Raw genomic sequence first — 14,551 nt, forward strand, 5'->3', positions numbered from 1 at the left:
CATGGAGAATAACAGCGAAGTTCCAATCGAAACTATTTTGCGTCGTACCAGCTAAACCCCGCCTTGGCTTCGGCCACAAGCGGCGCCGTCATTTGAAACGCGCCTTCCATCTCCTCGCGCAGCAGACGCATCGCGGTGTCCCGCTCCTCCACCGGCGCTTCAAGGATCAGCTCATCGTGCACCTGCAAAATCAAGCGGCTTTTCAGCCCCTCGCGCAGCAGCCGGTCGTGTACGCGCACCATGGCGATCTTGATGATGTCCGCCGCCGTGCCCTGTATGGGCGTGTTCATCGCCACACGCTCGCCGAACGAGCGGATATTGAAGTTTTTGCTTTTCAGTTCGGGCAGCGCGCGGCGGCGGCCAAACAGGGTCTCGACATAGCCCTTCTCGCGTGCGCTCTCCTTGATCTCCTCCATATATTTTGCAACGCCCGGATATGTGGCAAGATACGAGCGGATAAATTCGCCCGCCTGCTTGCGGGAAACGCCGATATCCTGCGCCAGCGAAAAATCAGAAATACCGTAAACAATGCCGAAATTAACCGCCTTACAGGAGGAACGCATCTGGGGGGTCACATCCTCGATCGGCACATGGTACACCTTGCTCGCGGTCGCGGTGTGAATATCCTGTCCATGCAAAAACGCCTCGGTCATGACTTCGTCCTGCGAGATATGCGCCAAAACTCGCAGCTCGATCTGCGAGTAATCCGCGTCAATCAGCACATGCTCCCGGTCGCCCGCGACGAACATGCGCCGCAATTCCCGTCCCAGCTCGGTGCGCACGGGGATATTCTGCAAATTGGGGTCGGTCGAAGAAAGGCGGCCGGTCGCCGTTACCGTCTGCTGAAAATGCGAATGAATACGGCCATCCTCCGGGCTGATTACCTTGAGCAGTCCGTCCACATAGGTGCTCTTGAGCTTGGAAAGCTGCCGGTACTCCAAAATGCGGCCCACGATCGGATGCTGTTCCGCCAGCCCTTCCAGTACCTCCACGTTCGTGGAATAGCCTGTCTTGGTCTTTTTCTGCGCGGGCAAGCCCAGACGCTCAAACAGAATTTCGCCCAACTGGCGCGGGGAATTGATGTTAAATTCGCCGCCCGCATCCTTGTAGATCTCGTCGACCAGCTCCGAGATGCGCTTATCGAGCGTTTGTCCAAACGTTCGCAGCTGATCGGGCGCGACCGCGCAGCCGAGCGCCTCCATCTCCGCCAGCACATGCATCAGCGGCAGCTCGATATCGAAGTAAAGCGCATGCATGCCCCACTCTTCCAGCTTGGCTTCGGCCTCCTGATAGATCGCGCGCACGGCGTTCGCGTGCGCCGCCATTGAGCGAAGCGCCTCTTCGGTATCGCCGAGCAGCGAGGGGCCCGCTTCCCAGTCGATCTCGGGCAGCTCGGTATTGCAGTAAGCCAGCGCCACGCGCGGCAGGTCGTAGCTTCCCTGCGTCGGATCGAGCAGATAGGCGGCAAGGCAGGTGTCGAATGCAATGCCCTTGGGTTCCTTGCCCATGCGCATCAGCGCATGGCATACCGGCTTCGCATCGTGCAGCACCAGCGAGATCGAGCCGTCGAACAGCCGGTCCGTCAACGCGTCCCAGTCCTCAGGCTCAAATTGCTGCTCGAACAGCACGTGCGCGGTATCCCCCGCGAGCAGGCAGAACGAACTGAGGCTTCCCGCGATCACCGCGAACACAGGGTCCTCTTCCGCGCCAAGCGCGTCGCATAGCGCAAAGGCCTCGCTCGCGCGGGTCAGCTCTTCCGCGGCGACCTCGGGCAGTCCGAATTTTGCGGTTTCGCCCGAAAGCCCCAGCCGAGCGATAAAGTTTTTAAATTCCAGCCGCGTCAGCAGTCCATACAGCGCCTCTTCATCCATGAATTCCTCGGGCAGGTTCTTAACATCAAGGGAAAGCGGCGCCTGACGGTCGATGGTCGCCAGCCAATAGCTGTCCTTCGCGGCCTGCTCGCCCGCCTCGAGCTTGGTCTTCACGCTCTTTTTGATCCCCGGATCATCCAGATGCGCATAGATCTCCTCCAATGAGCCAAAATCGTGCATTAGCTGCATCGCCGTTTTTTCACCCACGCCCGGCACGCCGGAAATGTTATCAGACGAATCGCCCATCAGCGCCTTCAAATCGATCAGGCGGATGGGATCAAAACCGTATTTTTCATGGAATTTAGCCGTATCATAGCGTTCGTAAGTCGTCTGCCCCATGCGGGTGGATACCAGACTGACGACCGTGCCGCCGCCGACCAGTTGCAAGCTGTCCTTATCGCCGGTCACGATCACGCAGTCGTCGCCGTTTTCATCCGCCAGGCGGCTGATCGTACCGATCAGGTCGTCCGCCTCAAAGCCGGGCTGCTCGGCGCGCGTCAGACCCATGGCGTCCAGCACTTCTTTGAGCACCGGCAGCTGAGCGGCAAGCTCGTCCGGCATGCCCTTGCGCGTCGCCTTATAGGATTCAAATTTTTTATGGCGGAAGGTTTTTTCGCGCACGTCAAAACAGACTACCGTACGGTCGGGCTTTTCATCCTCCTGCAGTTTAAACAGCGTGGATAAAAAACCGTAAATGCCATTTGTCGGCAAGCCTTCGTGGTTGGAAAGCTGGCGAATGCCGTAAAAAGCGCGGTTGAGTATGCTGTTGCCGTCGATCACCATTATCTTCATGCGTGCGTCCCTCATAATTTCAGCAAAATTTTCTTAATCTATAGTATACACGTTTCCCTTTGTTTTTTCCAGACAAAAAAAGGCTGGCGGCCTGTTTCGGCTTTCTGTTCCGCACGTTTATGCGGTATGAAAAATTGAGCCGGCGGAAAAATTCCGTCGGCTCAAAACAATGCAGTGCTCAGCGCTTTTGATTGGATTTATGAGCCGAACCGCATTTGCAGGCGCAGGCGGTCGGCGATCATAGAGATAAATTCGGAATTTGTCGGCTTGCCCTTTACACCGGATACCGTGTAGCCGAAATAGTTCTGAAGCGTTTCGATATCGCCGCGATCCCATGCGACCTCGATCGCATGACGGATGGCGCGTTCGACACGGGACGAAGTGGTTTTGAACTTTTTCGCGATCGAGGGGTATAATATCTTCGTGATCGCACCGACCGCTTCCATATCGTCTACCGCCATCATGATCGCTTCGCGCAGATATTGATAGCCCTTGATGTGCGCCGGTACGCCGACCTGATGGATCACTTCGGTCACGCGGACCTCAAGGGCAAGTTCTTCGCCGGCCGCGGACTCATGTTTCTTGCCGTCACGCCACATGCGGATGCGCTGCGCGATCGCCTCGGTGTCCATCGGCTTGCGCAGAAACAGTTCGACGCCGAGCGAAGTGCACTCCGCGCCCGCTTGCGGGCTGGCAAAGGCGGAAAAGGACGATCGTAGGCACGCTGAGCTTTTGCTCGCGCAGGCGATCCAAAACCATGATGCCGTCCAGCATCGGCAGCACCAGATCGATGAGGAGCAGATCAGGCTTTGTTTCCATCACTGCAGCTACGGCCTTTTGTCCATCCTCCGCGATTCCCGCGAGTTCAATATCCTCTGTTTTGGCAAAAGTTTCTGCCAAATGTGCGCAAAAATCATTATCGCTGTCAGCAAGCAATACCCGAATTTTCTGTTCCATGATGTCAAACCAACCTTTTCAAAAATTATTGTTTCTCTTTCTAACCTGCCATTAATTTACCATATCTTCCCAGCTCTTGCAAGTCTTTTGTCGGAAAAAGCGTTTTTACTTGTCGGGATAATCAGACATTTATCGACACGGAAATACAAAAAACCGCTTTTCTTTTATCAGTTTGTCATTTCCTCTATCATTTTGCCGATACTGATCGCATAGCCGCAAGTCGGGTCATTTACCAGCACATGGGTCACTGCGCCGATCAATTTTCCGTTTTGCAATACAGGGCTGCCGCTCATGCCCTGCACGATGCCGCCCGTCTGCCGAAGCAGCCGCTCGTCGGTCACGCGCAGCATCATCCCGCGTCCGTATTCGTCGTCCACGGGATAAACCTTGACCACCTGAACCGCGTACTTTTCCACTGTGTCGCCGTTCACATTCGCCATAATCTCCGCATCGCCTACCTGTACTTCGCTCGCCTCGGCCACCGGGTACGCCGTAAGCGACTGGTATAGGCTGCTGTCCGATAGTGTGCCGAAAATACCGCTTTCCGTATTCTCCGTTACCGTACCGACCTGCTGGTCGGCTGAAAACTCACCTTGCAGCGAGCCCGGCTCGCCAACCTTACCGCGCAAAACGGAACCTACCGTGGAATAGAGCAAGCTGCCTTCTTTTAAGGGAAGCAGCACGCCGGTCTCACTTTCGCAGATGCCGTGTCCCAGTGAACCGTACGCGCCGGTCTCGGGATCGACATAGGTCAAGGTGCCGATGCCCGCCATACTGTCCCGCGCGAGCACGCCGATACGGTACACGCCGTTTTCGTCAGCGCATGGCGTCGCTGAAATTGTTTTGCTAGAGCCGTCTCGCGTCACGCCAATCGTTACCGGCTGACCGGCCGAAAGAGCGATCTGCTTTTGCAATGTCTCGTTGGAATCGATCGCCGTTCCGTTTACCGAAACGATCAAATCGCCTTCCAATACACCGGCGTCCCGCGCCGGGCACATGGCTCCGTTCGCGGTCTGCACTTCGTTTAACCTCACTACCAATACGCCCTCGGCCGACATTTTAATGCCCACCGTGTGCCCAATCGGAATGAGGCTGGTCACTTCTGCCGCCTGCGCCGTCAGCAGCATGGTCATTGCTAAGATAAGGGAAATCACTGCGCGTTTCGCCCGCTGTGTCATCACTCATTCATCACCTCCGCTTTTACTATGTCACGAAATCCGCCGGTTCAGCATTGAGAACCTTTGCTATTCCCGTGATGTTTTTAGCGAATCGATCAGACCTTGTGACAGGAAAAACCCGGAAGCTCAGAGACCCGGCACGATTTAAGAAATCCATCTATCAAAAAGCGCCGTTTCTTGAGAATGTTACATCTGCAGGCTCGCGTTACATTATAAGACATTTTCTGCGCATCAGCAATACTTTCGTAACCATTATTTTTCGACATTTTTCGCGCTAAGATACTGAAATTATAAAAAATCCATTATTTTAAGCATATATAGCCTACAAACAGCACGGCGTCACCTTCCGTTCGGACAGGTATTTTCTGCTTCCTGCATCTAACAGAACCGCCCGCGCGCGTTTTCTATACAACAAACGTATACGCTTACTTATTCTTTACTTTTTCGCATTTTACTATGCCTGTTTGACGCAAATCCATTTACTGATACCGCACTACAAAACGCGTTAAAAGTACTGGAAAAATCAGCAATTTTATATTTTATCGATCTTGCGGACTATCATGATGATACAAAAAAAGTCCGCTTCCATGCCGGAAGCGGACATTATCAGCGTGTTAAAGAACTCCCTCGCGCCGCAGCGCGCATCAAATAGGATTTTGTTTTAAGAAACAAAATCCATAAAAACCGGGAGCATGTATCTCGGTTTTTATACAAACCGACTTCAAGTGTGCCTAAAAGGCGCGCGCAGAAGCCGGAACACTTCGATCGAAATGGGGCTTTGTTTCGATCGACAGGCGGTCAAAACAAGTTTTGACCGCCTGAAGCGGACTTTTTTCATGGGTTTACCCTGATTTAACTGCTCTTTTCAGGAGCCAGCACGAACTTGTAGAACAGGCCCGCCAGCGCGGCGCCAACCAGCGGCGCGAGAATGAATACCCATACCTGACCGAGCGAGCCGTCCGCGCAAAGCAGCGCGGGCCCAAAGGAGCGCGCCGGATTGACCGAGGTGCCCGTAAACGGAATGCCGAGAATATGGACAAGTGTCAGCGTCAGGCCGATGACCAGCCCCGCGACCGAGCCGTTTTCCACCTTGCTCGTAACGCCCAGCACGGCCAGAACAAACACGAAGGTGAGCACGATCTCAACGATCAGCGCCTGACCGACGCCGATGCCCAGCGCGCTTGCCGCGCCGTAGCCGTTGGTGCCAAGCGCCGCGTTCGAGCCAAGCATAACGATCAGTACGCCCGCGCCCGCGATACCGCCGAGGAATTGCGCAATGATATAGCCGATAAACTCATTGACCGGCATACGGCCGGAAACCAGCAACCCGAGCGAAACCGCCGGATTGATGTGGCAGCCGGACACATTGCCGATCGAGTACGCCATCGCGACGATCACCAGACCGAAGGCAAATGCGATCAGCAGCGTGGAGAACGCCAGCGGGCTGGCGGTAGGCGCGCCCGCGCCAAGCAGTGTGTTGGCCGCTACCGCGCTGCCGCAGCCGAAGATGACCAGCACAGCCGTACCCACAAATTCCGCAATAAGTTTTTTCATATGGATATCCCCCTCATTTATTTTTGGGCGTTTCAAGCCCAATCTTTACCTATCAAGTATAAGAGATTCCATTTTGAAAAACAAGGGAAGCGGTCGTTTCGGGTCGTTTTTCACACAGAATGCGCGGATAACGCCTTGGCGGCGGGCAATCCATACGCCGGACAAGCGGCGCGCACCGCTCTGGCGATCGCCTTGGCCATTACATGAGCCGCCAGCGTGCCCACCGCGTTGATATCCGCCGCCGCCTGTCCGGTGGATACCGCGTAGATCGAATCGCCGTCCGCCGTGGTATGCACGGGGCGAATCGCGCGCGCATAGCCGTTGTGCGCCATCGAAGCGATCTTGGTAAGCGCCGCCTTGTCAAACGCCGCGTTTGTCAAGACCGCGCCGATCGTCGTATTGCCGGTAAACAGATCGTGCGCGCGGTCGATGTCGCCATAAAGCGTCTGCTCGGTCGAAGCCAGCCCTTTGCCGTCCTCCGTGCGCAGTCCCGCGATCTGACGGCCCGTGTCGATATCAAAAATATCGCCCAGCGCGTTGACCGCGACCACCGCGCCAACCCGCACGCCGCCCACCTGCACGGCATACGCGCCGATGCCGCTTTTCATCGCACGCGCCACGCCTTTATATTTGCCCACCGTACAGCCCGTGCCCGCGCCCACACAGCCCTCCGCAAACGCCGTGCGCGACGCGCTCTCACAGGCGCGGTAAGCCATGGCCGCGTCCGGCCGCGCTTCCTTGCTGCCAATGGCCAGATCGAACAAACAGGATTGGCACACCAGCGGCACATGCGTCACGCCCACGTCAAAGCCAATCCCCCGTTCCTCCAGAAAACGCATCACGCCGCCGGCGGCGTCCAGCGCAAACGCCGAACCGCCGGAAAGCACCAGCGCGTGGATTCCCTTTGCATCCGCCGTTGGTGCGAGTAGCGGCGTTTCGCGCGAAGCCGGGCCTCCGCCGCGGATATCGACGCCCGCGGGCGCGCACGCGTCGAACAGCAATACGGTAACGCCCGTACCGCCTGCCTCGTCCTGCGCCTGTCCGGCGGCAAAGCCGCCTACCTCCAACAATCCGATTTCCTTCATATTCTATTCCTCCTACCAGAAAAGGGCCGCGAAAAGCGGCCCTTTTGGGTTGTTCTTATATTGTTTTATTCACTGCTTTGGGCGCGGCGGTCCCTATTTTTCCAAACGCGGAAAAGAGCGCCTTGCCAACCGCCAGCGTCAGCACCGCCGCGATGATCGCTTCGGGCACGCCGTTTAAGCCGACAACGCCCATGATGACCCCCAGCAGCAGACTCGGCTCGGTGCCGCCCGCCGCCGCGTACTGCTGGCCGAACAGCAGGTAGATCAGCCCCATCACGCCGACGGTATTGACCATCGAACCGATAAAGCCCGCCACCGGCAGCGCGATCAACTGATTCACCTTAACGCGCGTCAGCGCGCGGAACACATAGCCCGCGATCACACCGATCAGGATACGCGGCAGGATCGCGACGATCAGGCTCATCCAGCTGCCGTGAAAATCCGGGCTAAAGCTATAAAACGGCGTGAACACGAACGAGGTGAGATTGGGCGCGATCGTCGCCCGGAGGACGCTCGTCACACCGAACACGCCGCCCAACACGCCGCCCAGCTTGGGACCCAGCAGGCACGCGCCCAGAATGACCGGGATGTGCATGGTCGTCGCGTTCATAAAGCCAAGGGGGATAAAGCCCAGCGGCGTGAACGCCAGCACCAGCATCAGCGCTACCAGCAGCGCCATTTGTGAAAGCAACTTTACATCAGTCTTCTTTTTCATATGTAGTTTTCCTCCTGCTCCCGTCTCTTCCTTATAGAGTACAGGGCTGATTTTTCGGCAAGATCACTTTTCGGGGCGGTTTTTCTTCCAGATCAGCCGCAATCCGTCCAGACAAAGGCTGTCCACCCGCTCGAACGGTACGCGCAGATAGCGTTCCACCAGCATCGCGGAGCCGCCGGTCAGGTAAACGTGCGGCGTTTGGCCCAGCGCTTCGGCGAACCGATCGATCATGCCGTCCACCATGGCGGCCGCGCCGTATACCGCGCCCACGCGCATGGCGTCCGCCGTGTTGCGGGCGAGCACGCTCTCTTCCCCGGCTTCAATGGCCACGGCGGGCAGCTGCGCCGCCTGCTGCCGCAGCGCGGACAGGCTCAAACGAATTCCCGCCGTGATGGCCGAGCCGACCAACGCGCCCGTTTCATCCAGCACGGTAAAGGTCGTCGCCGTGCCGAGGATGACGACCACGCAAGGCAGCTTGCCGCGTTCGTGGGCCGCTACGGCATTTGCCACGCGGTCCGCGCCGACCTGCCGCGGCTGGTCGGCGCGAATGTTCAGCCCGGTCTTGATACCGCTCGACACCGCCAGCACATCGTCCACACCGAGCAGGTGCAGCGCATACTGCAATACGGCCGTCATAGCGGGCACGACGGAACTGATGATCGCGCCTGTGATCTGTTTGGTATCCACCCCATGCAGCGCGAATACCTGCTGTAGGGAGCAGGCGTAGAAATCGCCCGTCTGCTTGGTTTCGGTGGCGATGGAAGCGGCAAATACCTGCACGTCTTCCTCATAACCGCCCAGCAGCATATGGCTGTTTCCTGCATTGATCGCGATAAGCATGTGTGACCCCTCTTTCGGCATCTTGCCAAGGACATTATACGGTATCGCGCGGGCAAATTCAAGCATTATTTTGACGATTTTGGCAGCATGATCGGTGCGGCGAGCGCCATCCACAAAGCGGCGTATTTAGGGCACACCTGCCCCTTTACATTAAAGCGTTCTTCCGAGTAATCCCACACCTGCATGCGGTAGCGGCGGTTGACCGTCAGGCCGACGATGAATTCCGCCGTTGTAATCAGCGCCGCGCCCGCCGCGCAGCGGCCGAGCGGCGGTTCCTCCCGCACATGCTCGCGCAGATGCGTCAGCGCGACAAGCACCGCGCCGCCGGTCAACGCCATTGTCCAGTGGGTATAACCGCGCCACATCATCTCGATCGCGGCGTATCCCGCCGCACCCAGAGCAAAAAGCCCCGGCGTTTGTTTTTTCATAACATCACCGGGACTTATTGTGCCTGAAAGCAGGCTGTTTTATGCCTCCTCCTTCGCGCACCGCGCGAGTGCCGCGGCAAAGTCTCCTTCCACGATACGGGACGAGCACGCGAGCATTAAATTGAGCGGCAGACCCCAGTTTTCCACGGCAAAGCCGTTCTTGTCCGCCTCGCCCAGCTTTTCCCGCATGGTGCGCCCGTCCGCTAGATAGCCATACACCGTTTTTCCTCGCGCGAAAGCGTAGCCCACCTCAAAGCAGGTGCCGGAATCCGGTTCGTCGCCCCGAAATGGATTTAAATTGGCGATTACAATGTCGGCGGCATCGATCAGGCCGCAGTTGCCCGCGAAAATATCCGGCCCGTTATCCGCCTCGTTATCAAACGGATACAGACCGATGAACCCCTTTTCCGCGCACATGAGCTTCATTTTTGCCCCGCGCTGCCGCGCGTCCGGTGCGAACACGTCAAAGCCAGCCAAATAAATTTTTTTCATAACAGCCTCCCTATAGATAAAAAGGCGGAGCGGGAGAATTCCCGCCCCGGCCAATCGCAGTATTAAAGCCTTGCTTCCAGCTCCTTGCGCCGTTCCTCATATCCCGGTTTACCGAGCAGCGCGAACATGTTCTTTTTGTACGCTTCCACACCCGGCTGATTGAACGGATTCACGCCGAGCAGATAACCCGAAATGCCGCAGGCTTTTTCAAAGAAATAAGATAGATAGCCGAAATGCCATGCGTCGGCCTTGTCGATCTCCAGCAAAATGTTCGGCGTGCCGCCGTCCATATGCGCCATAAGCGTACCCTGATAAGCCTTAGAATTGACAAACTGTACGCTCTTGCCCGCCAGATAGTTGAGGCCGTCGATATCCTCTTCGGCAAGCTCGATCGTCGATTCGCTTCTCGGTTCCTTAACCCATACGACGGTCTCGAACATGCTGCGCGTGCCGTCCTGAATAAACTGGCCGATCGAGTGCAGGTCGGTCGAAAAATTGGCCGAGGTAGCGAAAATGCCCTTGTGATCCTTACCTTCGGATTCATCGAACAGCTGCTTGAACCACTCGCCCAGCATCACAAGAGAGGGCTCGTAGTTGACGAGAATCTCCATGCCCTTGCCCTTGCGGTACAGAATGTTGCGCAGCGCGGCGTACTTCGCGCAGTCATGGCCGACGCCCTCCGCAAAATCCGCCCGCGCCTTGGCCGCGCCCTCCATGGCCGCGTCGATATCGATACCTGCGGCCGCCATCGGCAGCAGGCCGACCGCCGTCAGCACCGAAAAACGGCCGCCAACGTCATCCGGCACGACAAAGGTCTCGTAGCCTTCGTCGTCCGCGAGCTTTTTGAGCGCGCCGCGCGCCTTGTCGGTCGTGGCGAAGATATGGTCCTTCGCACCCGATTTGCCGTACTTTTCTTCCAGCATTTTTTTGAAAACGCGAAAGGCGATGGCCGGTTCGGTCGTCGTACCCGACTTAGAAATAACGTTTACGCCAAAATCCCGGTCGCCGATGATTTTAACGATATCGTTCAGATAAGAGGAAGAAATATTGCTGCCCGCAAAGTAGACCTCGGGGATGCCCTCCGGGCGAACGCCGTTATACATCTGGCCGTTTACAAATTCGATCGCGGCGCGCGCGCCCAGATAGGAACCGCCAATCCCAATGACGACCAGCACTTCGCAGGTATCCTGAATCTTTTTCGCTGCCTTCTTGATGCGGTCAAACTCGTCGCGGTCATATGTATCAGGCAGGTCTACCCAGCCCAAATAATCGCTCCCAGCGCCCGTGCGCGCATGCAGGGTATCCTGTGCGGCCTTTACCAGAGGGGCCATGTTATCCAGCTCGTCCTCTCTTACAAAGCCGTTCAGTCCGGTCAGTTTCAGTTCCATTGCCATTGTCGTATTTCCCCTTTCCTTAGCCGAAGCCTCGGCTCTCTTCTCTTCAATAGTATAGCACAGTTGGGAAAAATGGCAAGGCGCTCGTCGAAACTTTACAAAAAATCCTGTACTTTTACATTATTTCTGTGTTATTTGCATAAACAAAACAGGCTTGCAAGCATGAAAAAAAGGCCGCAGGATTTTATCCTGCGGCCTTTTTATACGTTTTCAGAGCATATTCGGTACCGGTACGCGTTTTATGCGTTATGCCGCGCCCGATCAGTAGATCGGGAAATTCGTGCAGATCTCGGTCACGCTGCGGCGAATATTTTCCGCCTTGTTCTCGAAATCGGTCGCGGTATCCCAGATAAAATCGGCGATGCGGAGCATTTCGGGTTCGCCAAAGCCGCGGGAGGTAACGGCGGGCGTACCGATCCGCTGGCCCGAAGTGGTGAACGGGCTTTCCGGATCGTTCGGAACAGCGTTCTTGTTGGCGGTGATGTACACCTCGTCCAAGCGGCGCTGGAGTTCCTTGCCGGTCACGCCGGTGCCGCGCAGGTCGATGAGCATCAGGTGGTTATCCGTGCCGCCGGAAACCAGATTAAAGCCCTTGTTCAGCAGCGCGTCCGCGAGCGTTTTGGCATTGGTGACCACCTGCTGCTGGTAGGCCATGAATTCGGGACGGAGCGCTTCGCCGAAACAAACAGCCTTGGCCGCGATCACGTGCATCAGCGGGCCGCCCTGCGTGCCGGGGAAGATCGCCTTGTTAAACTTCTTGCCCAGTTCTTCGTTGTTCGTGAGGATCACGCCGCCGCGCGGACCGCGCAGCGTCTTGTGCGTGGTAGTGGTCACCACATCCGCGTAGGGCAGCGGGGACATGTGCAGGCCCGCTGCTACCAGACCCGCGATGTGCGCCATATCGACAAACAGGTAAGCGCCTACTTCGTGCGCGATCTCGGCGAACTTCGCAAAGTCGATCGCGCGGGGATACGCGGAAGCGCCCGCGATGATCATCTTGGGCTGTTCCTTCTGGGCGAGCGCGCGCAGCGCGTCGTAATCGATATAGCCGTTATCGTCCACGCCGTAGGGGATGATATTGTACAGAAGGCCGGACTGGTTGACCGGGGAGCCGTGCGTCAGGTGGCCGCCGTTGTCAAGGCTCATGCCGAGCACCGTGTCGCCGGGCTTTACCAGAGCCTGATAGACCGCCATGTTGGCCTGTGCGCCGGAGTGGGGCTGCACATTGGCATACTTAGCGCCGAATACCTCGCACACGCGCTGGATCGCAAGGTTTTCAACCTCATCCACGCACTCGCAGCCGCCGTAATAGCGCTTGCCCGGGTATCCTTCCGCGTATTTGTTCGTCAAAACCGAGCCCATAGCGGCCATGACCGCTTCGCTCACAATGTTCTCCGAAGCGATCAGTTCAATGTTGCGCGCCTGACGGTCATATTCCGCCTGCATCATTTTGCCGAGCTCAGGGTCGTACGCTTTTACAAATTCCATTGCCTCACGAACCATTTTGCGTTCCTCCGTCTTTCTCCGTATATTACAAAAATATATCTGTCTTAATTAAACCACATTTGCCCCTGTCTTGCCTACTGTCAAACAGATAGATTTTGCGTCACTTTCGCAAATCTTTATGTTAAAAATGTTAAAACACGTGGTCTGTCTTGTTTTTTTTGCGAAATATGATAAGATAAAAGCAGTATCGACTTCGCATATGGGAGATGAGAAACATGACCAAAAAAGAACGCGCCCGCGCGGTGACCGAGCTGCTGAAGGAAGCCTATCCGGACGCCGTCTGCGCGCTGCACTATACCCATGATTACGAACTGCTTTTCGCAACCCGCCTGTCCGCCCAGTGTACGGATGTGCGCGTCAACCTTGTCACGGAGGATCTGTTCCGCCGTTTCCCCAACCTTCAAAGCTTTGCCGAGGCGCCGGTCGAAGAGATCGAAGACTCGATCCGAACCTGCGGCCTGTTCCATACCAAGGCGCGCGACCTGAAAGCCGCCGCCATCATGCTGCTGGACCAATACGGCGGCAAGGTGCCGGATACGATGGAGGCGCTTTTAAAGCTGCCCGGCGTCGGCCGCAAAACGGCCAATTTGGTCCTCGGCGACATATACGGACAGCCCGCGATCGTGACGGATACCCACTGCATCCGCCTGTCCAACCGGCTGGGCTTTGTCAAAGATGAAAAGGACCCGGTCAAGGTTGAAAAAGCGCTCCGCGCGCTGATTGAACCCGCCGAATCCTCAGATTTTTGCCACCGGTTGGTGCTGCACGGACGCGAGTGCTGCACCGCGCGCGGCCCGAAGTGCGCCGCCTGTCCGCTCGGCGCGGTGTGTCCCTCCTTCCCCATCGGCAAGTAGTACATCCGCTATGAATAAAAAGCCTGTCCCGGAAAACGGGACAGGCTTTTTATTCATACTTCTTCTATCGCTTCCAGCAAACGGTTTTCAGGGCTCAGACGGCTGCCGGAGAACAACTCCTTGTTTTCCTGATAGATCAGACGCAGCCCTTCAAGCGTCAAATTGGGATCGACCTCGTCGATCAGGTCGCAATAGCTCGCCATCATACGGCCCATGCCGCCGGTGGCGACCACACGCGCCTGTCCGCCCAATTCCTTCTGGATATCGGTGATGATGCCGGTCAGCGCGCCCACATAGCCGCGCACCGCGCCGGACTGCATAGACTGTACCGTGTTTTTACCGATCGCTTGATCGGGGCGCTCGATATCGACGCGCGGCAGCTTGGACGCTTTGAGGAACAGCGCCTCCATCGCCACCTTGATACCCGGGAAGATCGCGCCGCCTTGATAAGCGCCGCTTTCGTCAATCGCATCGAAGGTTGTCGCGGTGCCGATATCGACGATCACCAGCGGGCTGCCATATTTCCGGATCGCAGAGACAGAGTTGACCAGACGGTCGACGCCGACCTCGCGCGGATTGGAGTAGCAGTTCTGTATCCCGATCTCCACATCGCGTCCCGCCATCAGCGGCTGCACGCAAAGATACTTCCGCACGGCGTTCACCAGCGTATACATAACCTGCGGCACGACCGAGGCGATGATGGCCGCGCTCGTCCGCTCGGTCTCAATGTTCAAGAACTGATAGTACTGCACGATCTGCATACCCAGCTCGTCCGAGGTGCGCTCGGCGTTGGTCGAAATGCGGAAAGAGCCGCGCAGCGTGTCCCCTTCATACAGGCCGAACACCATGTTGGTGTTGCCCACGTCAATGGCCAGAAGCATAATG

Annotated in this window: 12 protein-coding genes and 1 pseudogene; 1 reads left to right on the forward strand and 12 read right to left on the reverse strand. The window is 56.9% G+C overall.

The features are described from left to right. Positions 1–32: 32 nt before the first annotated feature. From polA to glyA, 11 genes and pseudogenes are all read right to left on the reverse strand, one after another. Positions 33–2,663, reverse strand: coding sequence for a DNA polymerase I (gene polA, locus RWV98_RS10965; RefSeq protein ID WP_317860727.1), 2,631 nt, complete (start codon positions 2,661–2,663; stop codon positions 33–35). A 197-nt stretch (positions 2,664–2,860) separates the two neighbouring features. After that, positions 2,861–3,623 (reverse strand): annotated as a pseudogene (gene spo0A / locus RWV98_RS19450) (sporulation transcription factor Spo0A). Positions 3,624–3,787: 164 nt separating this feature from the next. Continuing rightward, a complete protein-coding gene (gene spoIVB, locus RWV98_RS10980; RefSeq protein ID WP_317860729.1) occupies positions 3,788–4,774 on the reverse strand; it encodes a SpoIVB peptidase in 987 nt (328 codons plus the stop codon). A gap of 876 nt (positions 4,775–5,650) precedes the next feature. Next, on the reverse strand, positions 5,651–6,352 hold the full coding sequence (locus RWV98_RS10985; RefSeq protein ID WP_280961159.1) for an MIP family channel protein: 702 nt from the start codon (positions 6,350–6,352) through the stop codon (positions 5,651–5,653). A gap of 110 nt (positions 6,353–6,462) precedes the next feature. Continuing rightward, a complete protein-coding gene (locus tag RWV98_RS10990) occupies positions 6,463–7,437 on the reverse strand; it encodes a P1 family peptidase (protein WP_317860731.1) in 975 nt (324 codons plus the stop codon). 55 nt (positions 7,438–7,492) lie between these two features. After that, the gene (locus tag RWV98_RS10995; protein WP_280961157.1) at positions 7,493–8,152 is read right to left on the reverse strand and encodes an ECF transporter S component; all 660 of its coding nucleotides are present in this window, start codon (positions 8,150–8,152) and stop codon (positions 7,493–7,495) included. 63 nt (positions 8,153–8,215) lie between these two features. After that, positions 8,216–8,992, reverse strand: a complete 777-nt coding sequence (locus RWV98_RS11000) for a type III pantothenate kinase (RefSeq protein WP_280961156.1) — start codon at positions 8,990–8,992, stop codon at positions 8,216–8,218. A 65-nt stretch (positions 8,993–9,057) separates the two neighbouring features. After that, positions 9,058–9,420, reverse strand: coding sequence for a putative ABC transporter permease (locus RWV98_RS11005; protein WP_280961155.1), 363 nt, complete (start codon positions 9,418–9,420; stop codon positions 9,058–9,060). 39 nt (positions 9,421–9,459) lie between these two features. Continuing rightward, positions 9,460–9,912: a nucleoside 2-deoxyribosyltransferase gene (locus RWV98_RS11010; RefSeq protein ID WP_280961154.1), complete on the reverse strand. Its 453-nt coding sequence runs from the start codon at positions 9,910–9,912 to the stop codon at positions 9,460–9,462. Positions 9,913–9,974: 62 nt separating this feature from the next. Further along, a complete protein-coding gene (locus RWV98_RS11015; protein ID WP_317860736.1) occupies positions 9,975–11,306 on the reverse strand; it encodes a glucose-6-phosphate isomerase in 1,332 nt (443 codons plus the stop codon). A 261-nt stretch (positions 11,307–11,567) separates the two neighbouring features. Continuing rightward, entirely contained in the window at positions 11,568–12,809 is a 1,242-nt protein-coding gene (gene glyA, locus RWV98_RS11020) for a serine hydroxymethyltransferase (protein ID WP_305147368.1), read from the reverse strand. A gap of 218 nt (positions 12,810–13,027) precedes the next feature. Between glyA and nth the strand changes: the two genes are divergently transcribed. Further along, positions 13,028–13,666: an endonuclease III gene (gene nth / locus RWV98_RS11025; RefSeq protein WP_317860739.1), complete on the forward strand. Its 639-nt coding sequence runs from the start codon at positions 13,028–13,030 to the stop codon at positions 13,664–13,666. 53 nt (positions 13,667–13,719) lie between these two features. Here nth and RWV98_RS11030 read toward each other — a convergent pair whose 3' ends face one another. Next, the gene (locus RWV98_RS11030; protein ID WP_317860741.1) at positions 13,720–14,547 is read right to left on the reverse strand and encodes a type III pantothenate kinase; all 828 of its coding nucleotides are present in this window, start codon (positions 14,545–14,547) and stop codon (positions 13,720–13,722) included. Between the last annotated feature and the right edge of the window lie 4 nt (positions 14,548–14,551).

Origin of the sequence: Agathobaculum sp. NTUH-O15-33 (genome assembly GCF_033193315.1) — a bacterium.
Classification (GTDB): domain Bacteria; phylum Bacillota; class Clostridia; order Oscillospirales; family Butyricicoccaceae; genus Agathobaculum; species Agathobaculum faecihominis_A.